The organism is Paenibacillus tuaregi (genome assembly GCF_900086655.1).
GTDB classification, from domain to species: Bacteria; Bacillota; Bacilli; order Paenibacillales; family Paenibacillaceae; genus Fontibacillus; species Fontibacillus tuaregi.
This window is the reverse complement of sequence record NZ_LT575476.1, coordinates 5,422,779-5,441,149: the sequence shown is the minus strand read 5'-3', so window position 1 is coordinate 5,441,149 and position 18,371 is coordinate 5,422,779. Positions and strand designations below refer to the sequence as shown.

Genomic DNA, 18,371 nt, shown 5'->3' with positions numbered 1-18,371 from the left:
CTTACCTGGGGCTATTTCTCTTAGGATTCGAAGCTAGCTGTACACAATTTCGTGCTCTTCGCGGTTAACATGCAGCTCCCAATATTTCTCTGCAATTCGTTCAGGTGAAAAATGTGTCCCCGGTGCTACCGCTCCTGCAATGGTAACCGTTCCGACAAATACACCTTGAGGTTTTAGTTCATCAGCCAGAGTAAAAGCTAGATTGCGCAGCGCCGCTTTGCCAATGGATACAGAAGCGTGGTCTGCCATAGGATACAGCGCAAACCCGCCACCTGTGAAGAGAATCGTTCCTGATTGTTGTTTTACTTGTTCTGGGACAACTTGTAGTGCACAATGTAATGCACCGGCTACATCCACTTGGTAATGAGACACAAGAGATTCTGCGGTTAGGGAAGTTGGTTTTCCGCTCTTTAGAACAGCAGCGTTGTACACCAGCACATCTGTAGTACCGTAGTTTCTCTTAATTTGATCAAACGCTTCGGTTAATGACAGAGGATTCGCTGCATCCGCTACGATGGCGTAAGCTTCTATTCCTTCTGATTTCAACTCCTGAACATATTGATTTAGCGCTTCCTGATTTCGGGAGACCAGGACAACACGAAAATGATTATCTCCAAATTTTTTAGCAACATGATTTCCGACACCTGGACCTGCACCAACCAAAACTCCATGAAGACCAATCGTACATCCCATTAGTCTCCATTTCCATTATTAGTATGTCATAGTGTTTTCGAAACCCTTAGCCTATTCATATCGGGTTTTTGCCTAATCCTATCAGGACCATACAATCTGAACAAAATATCGATTAGAATAGATTTGTTAAGATTACGGAAAGGAGGAGTAAGTGATGTCTGAGAAAAGTTATGCACATCAGCAGAAACTTACCGAGTTTATTGAGCATTATTCGGATGGAGACGGCGTACATGCTACCTCCATTCCATCCTTATTCCTTATCTATGCATCCGATATGGCAGAGCCAATCTATGTTGTTGACGAACCTTCCTTTTGCATTATTGTGCAGGGGGAGAAGGAGATATGGTTGGGGGAGGAACACTTTCGGTTTGGTGTCGGGAAGTATCTGGTAACGTCCGTTGACTCCCCTGTAGTAGGTCACATCAAAGCTTCAATAGACGCTCCTTATTTAGCACTTAAACTTGGGTTTGCACCGAGCGAAGTTTTAGAGTTCTTAGATGATCAAGAGGTTCGAGCAGCACATAGGAAAAGTACGAGGAGGGCGATGTTTACAGGTGAAGTGGAACCGCCTTTGTTGGACGCAGTAGTAAGGTTTGCGGCTTTATTAGACAATCCAAAGCACATTCCGAAGCTTGCCCCTTTATTCAAGAAGGAGATCCTTTATTGGATTCTACAAGGACCGTATAAAGATACTTTGGCTCAAATGGCACTAAAAGGAAGTAAGGCCTTTCGTATTAAAAAGGTGATTGAGTACATTATCGAGAACGTTAAGCATTCATTCCGAATAGAGGAACTTGCGGAAATGGCTAACATGAGTGTTGCAGCTTTCCATCGGCATTTCAAATTAGTGACCGCCATGAGCCCCATTCAGTTTCAAAAACAATTGAGATTGCAGGAAGCGAGGCGTTTGTTATTAGCTGACTCGTCAGATATAGCCAATATCGCTTTTAGAATAGGTTACGAAAGTCAATCGCAATTCAGTCGGGAATATTCCCGTATGTTTGGTTTTCCACCTAAAGTGGATATAAGCCGAATGAAAGAGAACTCAGGTTAAATTTGAGGAACAATGAATAATACCAATGATAAAAGCAATGTAGGTAAGATCATATCACTAAAGCTTGCTAATTAATTTCAATGGATGTGAGTAACCATACTGTTTTCATGGATTGTAATTAATTCCCAAAAGGAGCTTAAAATGATCTACAAATTTACAGAAGTGCTGAATGATCTGATAGACTATTTCATTCTCGGGGATATTTTGCTGCTGGAGAGCTGGAAACAGTCCAATCATCTTTCAGACAACTTAGCCTTAGAGTTTACAACAAACGAAAGCGGCGATCATGCTGTGCTTGATGGTATCGTACTTCCAATGGCAGGGATTGAGAACTATCCCTATACAATTATATTTAATCTTTCTGGCGATACACCGGAATTGTTAAAATCAGATAGCCGTTTACAATTTAGACGTGGTGACTATTCGCTTAAAGTTGAGAACAACATACTGATGCTGTTTACTTGGCGAATCCTAGAACAATTCACTAACGAAAGAGTCAACGCTTTACTTAATCATTATCGGCAATACAACAAGCCGATGATTGAAATTGAAAACGGCTGGTACAGCATAGAAATATTGGGTGGAGAAACGTTGCAGGATTCATATTATGAACCTACATTTGAGTTTGTTTTGCAAAAGACAGAGAGGAAGGGACCCGCGGATTTTGACATCAATTTAGATTTTAAGATCGAAAGCTCTACCTACTAAGGCGATAGAAGATGCCTCCTTATGCGGAGCGGCTTTAAAGCATGTTTTTACTTTTTAGCCCCCTCTGTAGGACAGAGAGGGGCACAACTACTTGAGCAATTCTTCCAGCGAAACAGGGAATAATGGTTTTACCAACTCATAAACTGCCTTAGCATATTGTTGAATTTCATATTGTGAGTCATGAGCAAGCCTTTGATTGAGGAAGTGACAAACAGACTGAAGTGAAGCTGTCCAATAATACGCAGTGTATTCTATATGTAATGATGTTAGATGGTTATACTCACCGTCAAAATACGGTTTTGCAGAGCCTAAGATGGTTTAAATCTCAAGACTGGAGACAAATTATAATCCAAAGCTGGAAAACTAGATTATTCAGATTTCGCTTTCCGCTAGATCACGAAGGTGGTGAGCGGCGAACAAGTATGGAAAGCTTGCTTGACATGAGCGTTTATACATGATAATTTCGATGTAAAGTTAACTTTCCATTTCGAGCAATCGAGGTGAATTTGTGAAAAACAGGCTGGAGGAAATACGCAAACGGCACGGAATCAAGCAGGAAGAACTGGCGGAGGCGCTCAAGGTATCGCGGCAGACAATCGGCTCGCTGGAGAACGGGCGGTACAACCCGTCCATCATCCTGGCCTTCAAAATTGCCCGTTACTTCGGGATGAGCATTGAGGAAATTTTCATTTACGAGGAGGAATCATCGTGAAAAGAAAGACACCAGTTTATATTGCCGCGCTCATCGGGGGCATTTGCTGCATCGCGGCCAGCTTGCTGCTCCGGAGTGAGGCGGCGAAGGCCGTCTCCGGGCTGCTGATCGGGGTTGGGGCGGGATTGGTCGGCATGAGCGTGGCTCAGATCTACATGAATCGGTTTGAATCCAAACACCCCGAGTTCGCGGAGCGGGCGGAAATCGAACTCAAGGACGAGCGGAACACGCTGATCCGCTATCGGGCCAAAGCAAAAGCCGGCGACATCACTCATTGGCTCATTATGGGCATCGCTTACTTAACGATGATCATTTCGGCCCCCTTATGGGTCACGCTGGTGGTCGTCGCCGTTTTCCTGACTTATACAGCAATTGGTCTATATTACATGAATAAATATCAGAAGGAAATGTGATGGTGGATAAAAGAAAAGCGATGAAGAGTAACGTCCTTAAGTGAAAGAGATGTTTACGATACCGGAGAAAAACAAATTTTTCATCAATCGGGGACACCCTGATCTATTATGCAGGCTGCTTTCGCATTTTCGCCGATATCTCCGTTAAGCTGAACCGTATCACAAGTAGGGCGAGCCATTCGATTTCACTACTAAGTTTGGCTCTGCCAAACTAAAATTTCCGTATATATTAGCGTGTAGGTAAGCTTAACCTGGCGATGCGCCATAGGAAGATTTCGTCCGATTTGGTGGTACGGAGAAACGTATCCCAAATCAGTTAAAATCAAAAACGCGCCTAAACCATGATAGTTTGCGCGTTTTGTCGGAACGAATATGGTATCAGGACGGCATGTTCTCTGCGGTCTGAATATTTTTCAGGTCGAGCTGAATTTGCTCTGAAATATGGTAGGGATGATATAGGCCCCGCTGCATCATGTAGTTTGTTATCTTCTCATGAGTGTCTATAGCTTCGTCGAGCTGTTTCATCATAATTTGCTTAATTTCGGGGGTGGCACATTCGGTCACAGCCATGGCGTAGTTTCTGACTCCGCTCTTGGCGTTCATCAAAAAATCCATTGCAATCACGTCGTCAGTCAATGTATGAAGCCCTGTCATGTGTTCTAATATTGTGTTCATGTTCTATCTCCTTCCTATTGGGTGGCTTTGGACAGCACTCCACTGAGCTCCTGAAGCTGCTGCTGTGATAATTGGGCGTCTTGCTGCAGAATTAGCATGAGCTCCGGATCGGTTACGAGAGCTTGCATGGTTTGGGATTTGGTCTTGCAAACGGTCTTGAACGCAGCCATTTCATGAACCTCCAGCATCTCATGCAAAGCGTAATTAGAATCCATTTGATTTTCCCCCCATTTATATTTTTAAGGCTTTAAGACAACTTTGATGCAATCGTCGGTTTTCGTATCGAACACTTCATAACCACGCTTGGCCTCGCTGAGCGGAATGACGTGCGTAACAATGTCGCCAGGGTCTACTTTGCCTGAAGTAACCAGCTCGTACATATACGGCATGTAATGAATGACCGGAGCTTGTCCGGAACGAATATTCACGTTGCGCTGCATGATGTCGCCGAGCGGGAATCCGTTATAACGTCCGCCGTATACCCCGGTGACCTGAATGGTGCCGCCTTTGCGGACTGCCTGAGAGGCAATGATAAATGCGCTCATGGTGCCGCCTTGAAGTTTCAAACCGCTGGCTAGAAATTCGAGATCGCTCATCTTGCCGTCCATTCCTACCGCATCAATCACAACATCGGCGCCGCCTTTGGTCATTTCCTTGAGATGGTTGCCGATATTCTTATCCTGTTCGAAGTTTACGATTTCCACATGGTTCGTCCGCTTCGCATGCTGTAAGCGGTAATCGACATAGTCAACGGCGATGACCCGCTTGGCTCCCTTCAGCCAGCAAAATTTCTGGGCCAGAAGTCCAACCGGACCGCAGCCGAGCACAATGACCGTATCTCCATTCTTTACGCCAGCGTTATCTACGCTCCAGAATGCTGTTGTCATGGCATCGGCAATCAAGCTTAGCTTTTCATCCGGTTGTTCGCAGTTTTCGGGGATCTTGAAGTGGGTAAAATTTGCGAATGGGACTCGTAAATACTCGGCTTGCCCGCCAGGGTATCCCCCGGTTGTTCCGGAGTAGCCGAAATATGCTCCCATATCCCCGTGTTCGTTTGACTTGTCACATTGGCTTTCCAGCTGATTTTTACAGAAAAAGCATTCTCCGCATGCGATGGTAAAGGGGATGATTACTCGGTCGCCTTTCTTTACCTTTGTCACGCCGGGACCTACTTCTTCTACGATCCCCATCGGTTCATGCCCGATGACATAATTTTCCTGAAGGTTAGGGATCATCCCGTGAATCAGGTGAAGGTCTGAACCGCAAATGGCGGTACTGGTGACCTTTATGATCATGTCGTCCGGTTTCTCAATCTTTGGATCGGGTACTTCTTTGACCACGACATTTTTAATCCCTTGATACGTTACCGCCTTCATGCTTCATGTCCTCCAATATGTTCATCTGGAGTTCGATCAAACATCCCTTTACGCGACGTATCATCCGGGAACAAATTCATCTGCCCGATCATCACCGTATTTTTCGCCGAAAGCTGGTCGAGTTGGTACTGTTCGTTCAGCTGGTAAGGATGAAACCATTTTTTGCGCATCATGAGCTCTGAGATTTCTTGATGCATTGCAATCCCCTGCTTAAGATGATTGCGCAGCAGCGCTCTTACATCTGGAGAAGCCGTTTCCGTCAGGGCGATGGACAAATTTCGTACCCCCTCCTTGGCACGAAGAAGGAAGTCCATTGCAAAAGTCATATCTGCCATTTCCGGCATGTTTAATGAATTAATCGGGTCTAAATAATCGGTATTCATTTGCGTTCCCCTTTAATGTGTTATTGGTGTCGGGTCATTCGGAACAGGTGCTTGGAAAGGAGCTCTTGCATAAAGTGCTTGAAGCTCGGTTATCTGTTGTGTGGATTGAATAACGTCTTTCTGCATTAACGCTTTTAGCTCTTGGTCAAAGACCAAGCCTTGCATAAGTTTTGACTTGGCGAGGCAGAGCGTTTTGAAGTTTAATGCTTCATGCAGTTCCATCGATTCGTGCGGTGCTAGCATAGGCGTATTCATTGAGAAATTATTCCCTCCTTTTTCATCAACGTTAGACTCTCCGGCTTCATCGGAACTTATACTAAAAATGATTGTGTGGGTCCGGATATTCCCTCCCATGCAGTCACTTAGCTTGAGCGATAATACGCTGGAGCAGCATGCATCTAACGCGGTTTCTGAGGTGCAAACGGCTTTAAATCAGGCGGTAAGCTCGATAAGTAAATCTAACGCGGCAACAAATTCACAAGCTTTGGAAACGGCCCGGCAGCAGTTGACCCGAGCAGAGGAGTTTTTAGATCAAGCGCAAACTTCAGCTAACGCATTAAGCTTGCCGGACCAGCAGTAAAACGATAGCTTTGGTAGTGTAAGAGATTCTCCTTCTTCGAATTTACGCCGATACTCTCTGCATGGGCGAATGATCTGCGTTGACCTCGGAGGAATGTAGTTACTACAGACACGGAGAGTCACCGTCAACAATGAAATGAATCATGATAAGCGAAAGGGAGACCCTTAACGGGCCTCCCTCTTTCTTGTGCTTCTTATTTTATTACGAGCTGGTCTTTTAAATGCTGGCGTTCTTTTTGCCCTACATCTACTCTCAAAATCTGTCCTCAAAAATTCGATCAAGCCCATCTAGTAATCGTATCTACTGGTAAACGGTAGGATGGGTAGCCTTCTTTACTCGCTTTACCAATCGACAGCAGTATGACCGGCTGGAAGCGTTCTTTGTCCATGCCAAAGACCTCTGCGATTCGTTCCTTGTCATAACCCGCCATTGGATTGGTGTCATATCCGTGGGCACGAGCTACAAGCATCAGCTGCATCGAAACAAGACCAGAGTCCAGCATGTTGATGTCGCGCAAGGCAGATGGAGTCAGGCTTGCATAATACGACCTGGCCTGCTGCACTTGCATGTCCTTGATGTCCTGCGGCATGTAGCCAAGTTCTACCGATTTATTGAAAATCTCGTCCATATATTCAACATTGTTAGCATCATAAAATACTGCAATAACAGCGGAAGATGTCAAAACTTGTGTCTGGTTGAAGGAGGTTAGCGGCGCAAGTTTTTCTTTTCCTTCGTCACTGTCAATAACAAGGAAACGCCAAGGCTGCATGTTAATGGCAGAGGGGGCACGGGAAGCTTCTGCCAAAATTTCGCTCATTTCCTCCCGGCTGATTTTTACTTCGGGATCGTAGACTTTAACGGAACGACGTTCCAAAACAATTTTGTTAAAGTCGTTTGTTTTGTGGTAGTTGCCTGTATGGATGCTCATGAAGGTTTCGCTCCTTTATCGATTGAGTTTGGCAATGATGTTATTCATCACGGCTAACAAGATGGTAAACTATAAAGTATACTTTATAGCAAGCACTACAAACGGGGTGATGGTTATGAAGATAAGTGAAGTAGCAAGAAGTGTTGATCTTCCGATTTCAACGATCCGTTATTATGAGCAAATTGGCATTATCACGGATGAATACGTAATCAGGGATCACAATAATTACCGCGTATATACTTCAGACATCATTCATCATTTGAACGTTGTTAAACATTGCTTGGCGGTTGGCTTTACGATCCGGGATATCCAGTCCATGATCTCGAAGAACGGAATACCGAAGGATGAGCATGTAAACCTGCTCCAAGATAAAATTGCGGAGATTGAAGCCGCTCAACTAAAATTAGAAGAATCCAAGCAACAGCTGTATGACATTCTCACGTCAGATATTATATGTGAAAAAGGGTTTGGGAAATATTAAGGTGCTTAGTAGAGAGGAACGGCATTATGAACGAAAGTGGTGAGGGAGAAATGGAGAGCGAACGCGTGCTTAAGCAAAATTTAGATGAAAAAAGTGAGTTTCAGCGGTTATTCCAAATGTATCTGCTGTTTGAGGAGAAGGCGGAACGGCCGAATACGGAAGCGATCCGAAACGTGTTGGAAACCCAATGTGGAAAAACGGATACTGTATCAGCAGATAACGTTTTGTCGTTGTTTGCTGTAGAGGCTTATAAAGTAACCTACCAGGAGGGGGAGCTGCCGGCTCAGGTGATGATGGCAGACGTTACTGATTTTCAACCGGAGACGATTACCGACTTGGAGCGAACCCAGTTCTGGACGATGCCGGATGCGGAGGACGTTCTGCAAAAATGCCGCTATAAGCTGCTGATCAGCGACTTCATGGCGGCGGGGCTGGACTATAAATCGCGCAGCGCCTTGCTGGCGGATTGGCTGGAGGCTGCCGTAAGCCTGTTCCCGACCTGCAAAGCGATCTGGATTCCATCGAGCGGGAAATTGCTGCATCCGTCCGAAATTGCGGATAATCCGTACGAAGGAGCCGCGAGGTTCTTGCAGTTCGGCATGAATATCCGCTATTTTTCCATTCATGGGACCGAAGACTGCCTGGTCGATTCGCTCGGTCTTTTTGCGCTTGGGCTTCCGGATGTCCAGTACCACTTTCATACATTAGATCCGAACGACGTGTCACGGCATGCATTCGCTGTCGCAGCCTACTTGTTTGAAGAGGATGTGCCGGTGAGCGACGGTGAGACGGTCGCCGGCTTGCTGAACGGGGAGATGGCGCCAGACGTGCAATGGCCTTGCAGGTTCGAGATGGCGCTGATCCAGCCTTCCAGAGAAGTGATGGACGTCTGTCCAGGCGAATATGCGGCAGGAGGGCGAGAATAAACTGGCCGAGGTGATGACCTTGAGATATAACGAGTACATTCGCCTGAAAACAGGTAGATACTAATCCGTAGGGGAAGAGCGGAATTAAATACTTCATTGCTTCGTGATATGTAGCCCTGAGCCGAAGCTGTCTGGTATTTTTACAGATGGTACTGTGGGTCTTTCGGACGATGCAAGGCAGCTGTCCTTGATAAGGGGGAAGTTCAAGACGGGGCTCAGCGTAAATCTACGTTGTAGTCTCCATCTTTTTTAATTTGCCTAATTGCTTCTGTGTAAAAGGCAGTAACTTATTAAGCAGTATGCCCCCAAGGCAAACGGTCACTATGGTGCCGATTCCTATCGGCCCCTTTACGGCGAAGGCGACTGTTAAAAAGAAGAGATAAATGAGTGTGCGAGTAATAAACAAATTCAACCCTGATCGTGTATGCAAAATTAAGGTTAGCCTGTCGATGGGAATAGGGGCAAAATTTGGCGTTAAATAAATAGAAGTCCCCAGAGCTACAAAGAATAATCCAATTGTGTAACATACTATTTTACTCAAGAGCAGCTTAGGTTCGATGGCATGATCGAATAAAAAAAGCCAGAAATCGATGCCGATACCCGTTATAAAGGCGGTCACTAATCCTAATAGTTCGGGCCGCTGTTTTGAAAAGTACGAATTGCACCCAATTATGATCATGGCGATTATAACTTCCCAGCTTCCAACGGTCAGCCCGATGCTATTGGACAAGCCAACCAACATCGCATCAAATGGAGATACTCCTAGATCGGATTGTATCGTAAGCGAAACTCCGAAAGTTAAAATGAAAATTCCAACGCCAAAAATGAAAATTTTAATCATTGGTAGATAGATCTTTAATCATCAAAAAGTGAGGTATTCTATCCTCCATAAATTCAGCCGATGCTGCCCTGTAGCCTAATTTCTCGTAAAAGCCCTTTGCCTGTGATTGCCCATGTAATTTGACCTGCAGAAGCCCTTTATTACTTGAGATTTCTTCTAAGGAATTAATGATTTTTCTGCCAACTCCAAATTTCCGATAACGTTCTAAAATACAAATGCGCTCGATCTTTCCCTTCCCATCTAGGATGCGTACTCTTCCTGCGCCAACTGGTTTCCCATCATAATAGGCCAGTACATGTTCGCACGTTCCATTCAACCTATCAAACTCATCAAACTCATCCTTTAAGGGGACACCCTGCTCTTCGACAAATACTTTCTTTCTTATAGAAAAAGCATGTTCAAGTTCGATGGAATTGGAAACCTTAGCGATCGTAATCTCCATGCTCACCCTCAATCCCTTCTGTGAAGTAACGAAAGTATACACTAATAATATTGCAAATGCAACATTATGCAGGGCGATGTTTTTTGCAGGGCAACCTTTCTAACTCCTCGGGCTAGCGTTGAGTTTTGAGGATAGATCCAACATAATAGCGTTATATGGTTAATGTGCAGGGAAAGTTGGTGGTAGAATGCGAGAAATCCTTCGAGAAGTTGGCATGATAGCGAGAGCATTAGACTCAATAAGCAATGTGGAATTTAAGGAAATTGAGCTCACAAAAGGCCAATATCTTTATTTGGTTCGAATCTACGAAAATCAAGGGATTATTCAGGAAAAGTTAGCTGAAATGTTGAAAGTAGACCGTACGACAACAGCACGAGCGATACAAAAGCTTGAATCGCAAGGTTTTATTGAAAAAAGGGACGACACAATTAACAAACGAATCAAAAGATTATTCACCACAACAAAAGGTGATGAGGCGTACTCCTTCCTCAAAAGAGAAGCGGATCACACCGATAAGGTCGCATTAGCGGGTCTTAGTGAAGAGGAGAAGGAAACGCTGCTTCACTATCTTCAACGAGTGAGGAAAAATGTCGAAATCGACTGGGATTTTGTGAAGAAAGGCAACAGGCGTGAATATTAGCATCGTTCTAAGCTATCGAGAGATGATAGTTGAACCAAGTTCGCTCAGGCCTCGATTTCTTCGGTGGCCCTCGAGTAGGACTATGTAGGCATGCTCATGTAGTGCGCTAATTATATAAATCTACTTTCAGGAGATGAATGCCTATGGCACCAACAAGTGAATGGCTGTCCCAGTGGGAGCAGCAGCGTGACAAATTGAAATGCCCTGTAGATTTGAATGACTATTTTGTTTTGCCTGAAATTGCAGGCAAGCAGCTGGCGGTTATAGATATCGGTCCCACCTCTATTCCTACCGGCCAAATTCTTGTCCGCGATCCGCTATGTTATTTGGAGCATATGGAGGAGCAGCCTTATTTCCAAACGGCGCCCGTTGGAACCTACTCAACTGAGGTCTGTGTGGTGAAGCCGGACGAGGATGGGGACTGTGCCCGTTATGCTGCTGTTCGTCTGCGGTTTTCCGATGCTCCTGCCGTCCGGTTCGAGGAAGCTCTGATTGGACATGAAGATATATTGGGGATGGAGGATGATGAGTTTTTTGGCTTCAATGTAGATGCCGGTCTGGCATGTATTTGCGATAAGCAGGCACACCTAGCTTTTTGTGACTTTGTTAGCCGGTGGCATCAAGAACATCCGGAAGGCAATCTTTATGATGATTATTTTGCAGTCCTATTTGCCAAGAGTTTCCGCGAAAATCCGCAATATCAGCGCGATGCCGGCGATTGGCTGAACTGGACGATTCCAGATACCGATTGCCATATCCCCATGTTTCAATCCGGTTTTGGTGATGGCGCTTATCCGGTTTATTGGGGATACGACCAAGCGGGAGAGATTTGCCAAATCGTTGTTCAGTTCATTGACATTCAATTGGCATACTCGTAAGTCAGTTCAACGGGAGAACGACCGTTATGACAAAAGCCCTTTCCGCTTTATTGTCAGGGGAAGGGCTTCGCTTAAGAAGGGCCTCTCGGACTCCTCATTAAAGGCAAGCTATACGCTGGAGGCATGCTTCCTGTTGGTCATCCAATGGCCTGCCGTTTACTTTGATACAGGAAGGCCTCCAACTTCAACCCTACGATTCCTTGCAGCACCAATTAGCATAGGAATGGAGATCAGAAGACTGACTATAACCGGAACAATAGAGCTCTCAAGTCCAAAGTCGCCCCCGGTGAGAAGCGCGGCACCGTTCACCTTTACAGTAAAGAGACCGGCAGCAGAGTGCCCAGAAACAGGAAGGCCAAGCAAACCTTCAATGGTATTCCAAGCAAAATGCAGCCCTATGGTAAACCACAAGCTTCGCCGCCACAAGAAGGCGGCTCCGAGCAGAACACCTGCTTCCAGGACTATGGCGAACGCGCTCCATAAGGTTGCCCCTGGATTTCCAAGATGGGCAGCTCCAAAGAATAGAGAAGTCACAGCAAGCGCGAGCGCTCTTCCCCCCAATTGATCTATGGCTTGAAACATAAGTCCACGAAAGATAAGTTCTTCGACAATGGCTGCTCCCAAGGAGGTTTCAATGGAGGATATTAGAACAGAACTTGTATCCGCAGAACCTGCCCACTGAAAGGAGTACCCTCCCAGAGCCATAATAATAACGGCAGACCCTGTGATAAAGAGGCTCCCCGTTAGTACACCCAGAACCGTGTCCTTCCCTGCGCGCTGTCTAGATATCTCTGGAGTGGACCGCCGGGCCAGGTATGTGAGCGAGAGCTTATAAACCAAGATGGCCAGCGATCCCATTACTAGTGTGAAAACAAGGGAAACGGCGGTCCCCTCTACTCGCTCTGTCAGCTGCCGGAATAACGTATCTACAAGAGTAATCCCAATAGCTCCCGCAATCATCCAGACGATTGGAAAGCGCCAAAATGAATTCCAAGCGCTTAACTTCCTGTTATTGTGCAGCAGCCCTTTATTTCTAGGTTTTGTTTTCTTCATGTCTTATCGCCTCTCCTGTGGTTTGATGTTATGAGTATAGGCTGAAAAAGTCATAAAGAGACAGTGCGCTTTAGTCATAGTTTAGTCTATGGCTATATTCAAAAAAGCCGGCACCTCTAATAAGTTGCCAGCCTCTTGGGGATCGGCTTTTTAATGATTTGTAATTCCCGAATCCCGTGCCTTTCGGGCAGCCTCCCGTCTTCCTTTCACATTAAGCTTCGAATAAATCGTTGAGATATAATTTTTGACCGTCCCTTCACTAAGATGCAGCACCTCGGCAATTTCTTGATTACGCAGGCCAGCAGCCAGCTTATGCAGCACTTCTATTTCACGGGCGGTGAGCCCAAATTCATTATTTTTCGCAGGGGTGGCCGTGTTCATGTTCTTGATCATTTTGCTCGCCATTTCCTGCGAAATTAAAGTCCCGCCCGCCTGAACCACCCGTATGCCTGCAGCCAGGTCTCTGGGATGAATGGCTTTGAGCAGATAACCTTCTGCTCCATAGCTTAACGCCGATAGCACATACTCTACTTCCTTATAGGAGGTCAGCATGATGATTTTGATTGCAGGCATTCGCTCTTTAATCAGGGCCGTTGCGGCGACGCCGTCCATGACCGGCATGTTCACATCCATCAACACAATATCCGGCATAAACTGCTCACAGCCCTTTACGGCTTCTTCCCCATTCTTGGCTAAACCAACAATTTCCAAATCCTCTTCCATGGACAGCACGATATGTAAGCTTTCGAGAATTAATTCTTGATCATCGGCAAGCAGCACTTTAATCTTCGCCATGCGGCATCACTCCTTTCAGCGGGATTTCGCATCGGACTTCGGTTAGCGCTGGAGTTCCCTCCACAGATGATAGGTGTAGGCTCCCTCCCAACCGCTCAACCCTCTGCTTCATGGTGGTCAAGCCGAAGCCATAGTTTAGCTTGTCGATCGGTTTGCCGTTATTTCGAACCGACAATTGCAGATTGCTCTCAGAAAACTCAAGCTCCAGATGAAGCTGAGATGCATTTCCGTGCTTTAGCGCATTTGTGAAGGATTCCTGGATGACCCGCAGGATCGCCTGCCGTACTTCAAAATGTATGGGCCGTTCTGCCTCCGGCAGACTCAAGGTCAGGGCTGTACCCGTGTGCTCCCTGAAACGGGCTGCAAGGGATTCAATCTGTCGGACCAGGCTTGATTCCTCTTCTTCCCCCATCTCATGTACGATGTTTCTCATTTCGTCCAGATTTTTCTCAGCCAATGCTCTTAAGCGAATTAACCGATCTTTAGCCTCGGCAGGCTTGCTATCCATAAGCGCAATAGAGGCATCCAGGCCCAGGATGAGTGAGATAAAGGAATGCCCTAGCGTATCATGAAGCTCCTTGGACATGCGGTTGCGCTCTTCAAGCAAAGTCATTTTCTCGATCTCGGCCGTGTAGTGGGTTAACAGCCTATTTTGCTGCTCCACTTCCGCAGCCAGTTTATTTTTCTGGTCATACGCATTGGCGACAGAACTTGCCCACATCCCGATGAAGCAGAACAGCAGATTGTCTGTTCCGATGCTTAGAGCTTGCTCCCAAGATAATCTTAAGTAAGACTGGAAGCAAAAGGGGATGAAAACAAGCAAGGGAATGATCCAAAGGGTTTGCTTAGTCAATAAGTACCCCATGGTAAGACTCGGAAGCAAATAGTCCGCTTTTGAAGTCAAATCCGGATGAATGACAGAATTCACATAATAAGAACCGCCAAGCAATAACTCTAGTATGCAGAACCAGATTTTGTTCATCCGGCGCCCAGGAAACCAGAACAGCAAAGGGACGACAAGGGCTAGGCTCAGCCAGATCACGTTTAATAACGTTCGGTTCGAAAACTCGCTTGCTGCCAGAACCCGGGATAACAGCAAAATATAATGGTATAAACGAAGAGCGAATATACCCCAATCCATGAAAGATAAGATTTTTTTCATAGCATCATCATACAGGAAATTTGCAAAACTTGGGTGAAAAATATAAGAGAACAAATGTTTGTATTTTCCTTTTCTTTTGAGTAAATGCTTTGTATGATAAAAGAGACATGAATGAAAGAGGAGGAGCTTCGGTGTATCGACAAGTGGATGATTTTTTAAAGGACTGGGAAGTGGCTGCGAGAAGGACATTGCAGGTATTACAAGCCGTAACAGATGACAAGTTAGAACAAAGTATTGTGGAAGGGCATAGTACACTGGGCTGGTTAGGCTGGCATTTAGTAGAAACAGCAGGTTACTTTAGTCATTTGGCAGGTTTAACGGTACCCATGATGGGTCAAGATGAACCAGTTCCAGCGACAGCAGGAGAAATCGTAGCGGCATACGAAACAGCAGCAGAGGCGGTCAAGGAAGAGGCAGCCAAGCTATCCGATGAGGACTTGCTAACAGAAACAGGCATTGCGAGTCTTGCAACAAAAGGTGCGATACTACGTTTCTTAATTGACCACCAAACGCATCACCGCGGCCAAATGATGGTGCTGTTACGTCAAGCAGGCTTACCCGTACCGCCTGTGATGGGTCCAACCAAAGAAATGCAATAATGAATAGATGTCTAGAGGCAGGTGGAACATGATCCAATTAACAAACCGCCAGGCACGGCAATTTCTGTTGTTGAAGCATGGACTTCTTGGCGAATATAAATTTAGTGGGAAGCAGGGCGTATTGGACTTCGCTCGGCAGGTCGGCTGCATTCAATACGATCCCATCGATGTCTGCGGGAAGAACGCCGAACTGGTGCTGCAGTCGCGGATTAAAGGATTTACCAAGGGAATGCTCGCCGAGCTGCTGTATGAGGATAGAAGCCTTGTCGATTATCCCGACAAGAACCTGGCTATTATATCTGCCCAGGACTGGCCATATTTTGAGCGATACAGGCAAGCCGCAAGACAGCATGCCAAGCGCTATCCTGAAATGGAGGCGTTGACAGCGCAGGTGCGGACTCATATCCAAAATCATGGTGCACTAAGTTCGGATGATTTAAAATTGGATGGGGATTTCTCTTGGCGATCGGCCATCCATTGGAGCGGTGGAAACAATTCATCCCGGTCCGTGCTGGAACAGATGTATTCGACGGGTGAGTTGATTATCCATCATAAAAAGGGAACGCGCAAATACTACGATATAGCCAAGAAGTACATACAGCCAAACCTGCTGAATGCACCAGAGCCGCTGGAGGATGAGCTAGAGCATCATAAGTGGCGGGTACTGCGCCGGATCGGCGCGGTTGGTCTCTTATGGAATCGTGCGTCAGATGCCTGGCTGAATATATGGGGGTTGAAAGCAGCACAGCGCAACGAGGCTTTCCGCCAGTTGTTGGACGAAGCTCGCATTGTTGCTGTTGACGTGGAACAAATCAAGGATACGCTGTACTGCCGCGCGGAGGACTTGCCGCTTATTGAGGCCATCCTGCAAAATCCGGAGCCGAAATTTCGCTGCGAGCTGATTGCCCCGCTGGACAATTTGATATGGGACAGAAAACTGATCAACGAATTGTTTGGCTTCGATTACACCTGGGAGATTTACACGCCCGCAATCAAACGGAAATTTGGCTATTATGTGCTGCCTCTATTGTATGGAGAGAGCTTTATTGGACGAGCCGAAATCATCGCGGAGCGAAAGACTGGGACGCTCGTTGTTAAGAACATCTGGTATGAGAACGCTGTGAAGCAAACAGCGCAATTGCGAACAGCCTTGAACAGCTGTCTCCAAAGATTTGCGTTATTCAACGGGTGTGAGACGATTTCACATTCTATTTAACATCACCTAGTGCGAAGCTATATTGAGCGTCAATTGGGGTAAGCAGGTTCGAATAAATGATCTATCAACCTTGGGGGGCAAGTACGTATGAGAAAAAGATATCGTGAAGGCGATATATTTATCATTCCCATGCAGGATGGACGATTTGCTGTATGCCAGGTGGTGTGCGCGCTGAAAGGCCGTTTCAAAAGGGCGTTTTCGTTCGGTGTAATGCGCCTGGAGATGGATGATATAAATGTGGAGGATGGAGACTTTATTAGATATCGGTTCGGAAGCCGGCAAAGAAGCGTGATTTTTACCTCTCCAGAAAATCTTCGAAACGGAACGTGGAGAATCGTAGGCAATATCCCCTTGACTCCCGATAAGGAAGAGCTAAAAGTATTCCAGTGCGCCGGACATTTGTACCGTGGGGATGAGTACATTCGGAATCTTAGTCAGGATGAGTATGGCAAGTTCAATACGCTCAGCGTGGCCGGTTATGAGTTGGTGCAGATGCATCTGTCGGAGATGAAGCAATGACAGTTGATACATATGGAGTGATGACCTTGAGATACAACAAGTACATTCGCCTGAAAACAGGCAGATATCCATCTGTAGGAAAGTTTGGCGACCATATCTATGCGTACCGCCCTGTCATTTGCAGCGGCTACCTATGAAGAACGGAATTGAATACTTCATTGCTTCGTGATATGTAGTCGTATATTTTCAGATCCAACCAGGTTTAATCAGCTTGTCTCATGAGAGTTCTCAGAACGCTATCAATTCAAGTAAAGAAAGGACAGGGGCCAGTGCATGCCAGCCTGTCCTTTCTTAATAGATGGGGATGAGTGGGTAATGAGTTCGTCTATCGACTGAGGTTTACAGGTCGATTATCCAGCTGCCCATCCTCTTGGCGACTTCCGGATCACGGTAAGATAAGAAGAGACTCTCCCGCGTATCAAGGGTTGAAATTTGTTCCATATCGTCAGCGTGGAGATCAAAATCGAAAATGTCGATGTTTTCGACGATCCGTTCTTTGCGCACCGATTTTGGAATAACAACGACTCCACGCTGGACCAGCCAGCGAAGCACGACTTGGGCAATGGACTTGTTGTGTTTCTCTGCAATCAGGGCCAGCACTTCGTTGCCGAACAGGTTGCCCCGTCCTTCAGCGAACGGCGCCCACGATTGATGCTGAACTCCCTGCTCTTTCATAAAAGCGGCGCTCTCCGTCTGCTGGTAGAACGGGTGAGTTTCGATCTGGTTGACGGCGGGCACGATTTCGTTATGCATGATGAGGTCCATCAGACGATCAGGCAGGAAGTTGCTGACCCCGATTGCCTTGATTGTGCCTTCGCGGTACAGCTCTTCCATCGCACGCCAAGCGCCGTAGTAATCGCCGAACGGCTGGTGAATAAGGTACAGATCGAGATAGTCGAGCTGCAGCTTCTTCAGCGATTTGGCAAATGCCAGCTTGGCACTCTCGTAGCCTGCGTCTTGAACCCAGAGCTTGGTTGTGATGAACAGTTCCTCACGCGGTATGCCGCTGCGCTTAATCGCGCGTCCGACGGCTTCCTCGTTCAGATAACCTGAGGCGGTGTCGATTAGGCGGTAACCGGCCATCAACGCTTCATATACGGCGTTCTCGCATTCTTCCGCATCGGGAACCTGGTAGACACCGAAGCCGATGATCGGCATGGTTATTCCGTTGTTCAATGTTACGGTTTGCATATTAATTCCTCCTGTGGCTCAAATGTATATAGGCAAACGGCCATGAATCCCGGGTATCGGCACAACGAAGCTGGGATTTTCGTTTATGGCCAATTTGCATTACAAT

At 46.3% G+C, this 18,371-nt stretch carries 27 protein-coding genes; 13 read left to right on the top strand and 14 right to left on the bottom strand.

Annotated elements, in window-relative coordinates:
* Positions 1 to 33: 33 nt before the first annotated feature.
* Positions 34 to 693, bottom strand: a complete 660-nt coding sequence (locus tag BN6628_RS24535; protein ID WP_068621488.1) for an SDR family NAD(P)-dependent oxidoreductase — start codon at positions 691 to 693, stop codon at positions 34 to 36.
* Between the two features lie 154 nt (positions 694 to 847).
* Between BN6628_RS24535 and BN6628_RS24530 the strand changes: the two genes are divergently transcribed.
* Positions 848 to 1,747, top strand: coding sequence for an AraC family transcriptional regulator (locus tag BN6628_RS24530; RefSeq protein ID WP_068621486.1), 900 nt, complete (start codon positions 848 to 850; stop codon positions 1,745 to 1,747).
* A 141-nt stretch (positions 1,748 to 1,888) separates the two neighbouring features.
* Entirely contained in the window at positions 1,889 to 2,455 is a 567-nt protein-coding gene (locus BN6628_RS24525) for a hypothetical protein (RefSeq protein WP_068621484.1), read from the top strand.
* Positions 2,456 to 2,542: 87 nt separating this feature from the next.
* Here the strand turns inward: BN6628_RS24525 and BN6628_RS25820 are convergent, their stop codons facing one another.
* The gene (locus BN6628_RS25820; protein ID WP_454188895.1) at positions 2,543 to 2,710 is read right to left on the bottom strand and encodes an FAD-dependent thymidylate synthase; all 168 of its coding nucleotides are present in this window, start codon (positions 2,708 to 2,710) and stop codon (positions 2,543 to 2,545) included.
* Positions 2,711 to 2,963: 253 nt separating this feature from the next.
* Here BN6628_RS25820 and BN6628_RS24520 point away from each other — a divergent pair, with 253 nt between their 5' ends.
* The gene (locus BN6628_RS24520; RefSeq protein WP_068621482.1) at positions 2,964 to 3,167 is read left to right on the top strand and encodes a helix-turn-helix transcriptional regulator; all 204 of its coding nucleotides are present in this window, start codon (positions 2,964 to 2,966) and stop codon (positions 3,165 to 3,167) included.
* A complete protein-coding gene (locus BN6628_RS24515) occupies positions 3,164 to 3,580 on the top strand; it encodes a DUF2178 domain-containing protein (RefSeq protein ID WP_068621480.1) in 417 nt (138 codons plus the stop codon). The genes BN6628_RS24520 and BN6628_RS24515 overlap by 4 nt, the downstream gene beginning before the upstream one ends.
* A gap of 378 nt (positions 3,581 to 3,958) precedes the next feature.
* Here BN6628_RS24515 and BN6628_RS24510 read toward each other — a convergent pair whose 3' ends face one another.
* Genes BN6628_RS24510 through BN6628_RS24490 form a run of 5 tightly spaced genes read right to left on the bottom strand, consistent with a single transcriptional unit; the run spans position 3,959 to position 6,269 of the window.
* The gene (locus tag BN6628_RS24510) at positions 3,959 to 4,255 is read right to left on the bottom strand and encodes a spore coat protein (protein ID WP_068621478.1); all 297 of its coding nucleotides are present in this window, start codon (positions 4,253 to 4,255) and stop codon (positions 3,959 to 3,961) included.
* 14 nt (positions 4,256 to 4,269) lie between these two features.
* Complete coding sequence (locus BN6628_RS24505; protein WP_068621476.1) at positions 4,270 to 4,470, bottom strand: hypothetical protein; 201 nt, start codon at positions 4,468 to 4,470, stop codon at positions 4,270 to 4,272.
* Between the two features lie 24 nt (positions 4,471 to 4,494).
* A complete protein-coding gene (locus BN6628_RS24500; protein ID WP_068621474.1) occupies positions 4,495 to 5,631 on the bottom strand; it encodes a zinc-dependent alcohol dehydrogenase in 1,137 nt (378 codons plus the stop codon).
* The gene (locus BN6628_RS24495; protein ID WP_068621471.1) at positions 5,628 to 6,014 is read right to left on the bottom strand and encodes a spore coat protein; all 387 of its coding nucleotides are present in this window, start codon (positions 6,012 to 6,014) and stop codon (positions 5,628 to 5,630) included. The genes BN6628_RS24500 and BN6628_RS24495 overlap by 4 nt, the downstream gene beginning before the upstream one ends.
* A 12-nt stretch (positions 6,015 to 6,026) precedes the next feature.
* Positions 6,027 to 6,269, bottom strand: a complete 243-nt coding sequence (locus BN6628_RS24490) for a spore gernimation protein GerQ (RefSeq protein WP_068621469.1) — start codon at positions 6,267 to 6,269, stop codon at positions 6,027 to 6,029.
* A 112-nt stretch (positions 6,270 to 6,381) separates the two neighbouring features.
* Here BN6628_RS24490 and BN6628_RS24485 point away from each other — a divergent pair, with 112 nt between their 5' ends.
* Positions 6,382 to 6,594, top strand: coding sequence for a hypothetical protein (locus tag BN6628_RS24485; protein ID WP_148449317.1), 213 nt, complete (start codon positions 6,382 to 6,384; stop codon positions 6,592 to 6,594).
* 277 nt (positions 6,595 to 6,871) lie between these two features.
* Here BN6628_RS24485 and BN6628_RS24480 read toward each other — a convergent pair whose 3' ends face one another.
* Positions 6,872 to 7,522, bottom strand: coding sequence for a nitroreductase family protein (locus BN6628_RS24480; protein ID WP_068621465.1), 651 nt, complete (start codon positions 7,520 to 7,522; stop codon positions 6,872 to 6,874).
* Between the two features lie 115 nt (positions 7,523 to 7,637).
* Between BN6628_RS24480 and BN6628_RS24475 the strand changes: the two genes are divergently transcribed.
* Both BN6628_RS24475 and BN6628_RS24470 read left to right on the top strand, forming a co-directional pair.
* A complete protein-coding gene (locus tag BN6628_RS24475) occupies positions 7,638 to 8,003 on the top strand; it encodes a helix-turn-helix domain-containing protein (RefSeq protein ID WP_068622642.1) in 366 nt (121 codons plus the stop codon).
* 26 nt (positions 8,004 to 8,029) lie between these two features.
* Positions 8,030 to 8,929, top strand: coding sequence for a DUF4261 domain-containing protein (locus BN6628_RS24470; RefSeq protein WP_235847698.1), 900 nt, complete (start codon positions 8,030 to 8,032; stop codon positions 8,927 to 8,929).
* 226 nt (positions 8,930 to 9,155) lie between these two features.
* On the opposite strand, the gene BN6628_RS24465 is transcribed toward BN6628_RS24470, so the two are convergent.
* Positions 9,156 to 9,767: a YczE/YyaS/YitT family protein gene (locus tag BN6628_RS24465; protein ID WP_068622638.1), complete on the bottom strand. Its 612-nt coding sequence runs from the start codon at positions 9,765 to 9,767 to the stop codon at positions 9,156 to 9,158.
* A complete protein-coding gene (locus BN6628_RS24460) occupies positions 9,763 to 10,212 on the bottom strand; it encodes a GNAT family N-acetyltransferase (RefSeq protein WP_068622636.1) in 450 nt (149 codons plus the stop codon). The genes BN6628_RS24465 and BN6628_RS24460 overlap by 5 nt, the downstream gene beginning before the upstream one ends.
* A gap of 187 nt (positions 10,213 to 10,399) precedes the next feature.
* On the opposite strand from BN6628_RS24460, the gene BN6628_RS24455 reads away from it, so the two are divergent.
* Positions 10,400 to 10,852, top strand: coding sequence for a MarR family winged helix-turn-helix transcriptional regulator (locus BN6628_RS24455; RefSeq protein ID WP_068621463.1), 453 nt, complete (start codon positions 10,400 to 10,402; stop codon positions 10,850 to 10,852).
* A 143-nt stretch (positions 10,853 to 10,995) separates the two neighbouring features.
* Positions 10,996 to 11,730, top strand: a complete 735-nt coding sequence (locus tag BN6628_RS24450) for a DUF4241 domain-containing protein (protein ID WP_068621461.1) — start codon at positions 10,996 to 10,998, stop codon at positions 11,728 to 11,730.
* 156 nt (positions 11,731 to 11,886) lie between these two features.
* Here the strand turns inward: BN6628_RS24450 and BN6628_RS24445 are convergent, their stop codons facing one another.
* From BN6628_RS24445 to BN6628_RS24435, 3 genes are all read right to left on the bottom strand, one after another.
* On the bottom strand, positions 11,887 to 12,783 hold the full coding sequence (locus tag BN6628_RS24445; RefSeq protein ID WP_082927049.1) for a CPBP family intramembrane glutamic endopeptidase: 897 nt from the start codon (positions 12,781 to 12,783) through the stop codon (positions 11,887 to 11,889).
* 150 nt (positions 12,784 to 12,933) lie between these two features.
* The gene (locus tag BN6628_RS24440; protein ID WP_068621458.1) at positions 12,934 to 13,578 is read right to left on the bottom strand and encodes a response regulator; all 645 of its coding nucleotides are present in this window, start codon (positions 13,576 to 13,578) and stop codon (positions 12,934 to 12,936) included.
* Complete coding sequence (locus BN6628_RS24435) at positions 13,565 to 14,740, bottom strand: sensor histidine kinase (RefSeq protein ID WP_068622632.1); 1,176 nt, start codon at positions 14,738 to 14,740, stop codon at positions 13,565 to 13,567. Before BN6628_RS24435 ends, BN6628_RS24440 begins: the two co-directional genes overlap by 14 nt.
* A gap of 131 nt (positions 14,741 to 14,871) precedes the next feature.
* Here BN6628_RS24435 and BN6628_RS24430 point away from each other — a divergent pair, with 131 nt between their 5' ends.
* The 4 genes from BN6628_RS24430 (at position 14,872) to BN6628_RS26255 (ending at position 17,211) form a co-directional block, all read left to right on the top strand.
* Entirely contained in the window at positions 14,872 to 15,339 is a 468-nt protein-coding gene (locus tag BN6628_RS24430; RefSeq protein WP_068621456.1) for a DinB family protein, read from the top strand.
* Positions 15,340 to 15,367: 28 nt separating this feature from the next.
* The gene (locus BN6628_RS24425) at positions 15,368 to 16,555 is read left to right on the top strand and encodes a winged helix-turn-helix domain-containing protein (protein ID WP_068621453.1); all 1,188 of its coding nucleotides are present in this window, start codon (positions 15,368 to 15,370) and stop codon (positions 16,553 to 16,555) included.
* Positions 16,556 to 16,642: 87 nt separating this feature from the next.
* Positions 16,643 to 17,074 (top strand): immunity 26/phosphotriesterase HocA family protein, encoded by a 432-nt coding sequence (locus BN6628_RS24420; RefSeq protein WP_068621451.1) that lies wholly within the window; start codon positions 16,643 to 16,645, stop codon positions 17,072 to 17,074.
* Complete coding sequence (locus BN6628_RS26255; protein ID WP_157692514.1) at positions 17,071 to 17,211, top strand: hypothetical protein; 141 nt, start codon at positions 17,071 to 17,073, stop codon at positions 17,209 to 17,211. Before BN6628_RS24420 ends, BN6628_RS26255 begins: the two co-directional genes overlap by 4 nt.
* Before the next feature lie 202 nt (positions 17,212 to 17,413).
* Here BN6628_RS26255 and BN6628_RS24415 read toward each other — a convergent pair whose 3' ends face one another.
* A complete protein-coding gene (locus BN6628_RS24415; RefSeq protein WP_068621449.1) occupies positions 17,414 to 18,265 on the bottom strand; it encodes an aldo/keto reductase in 852 nt (283 codons plus the stop codon).
* Between the last annotated feature and the right edge of the window lie 106 nt (positions 18,266 to 18,371).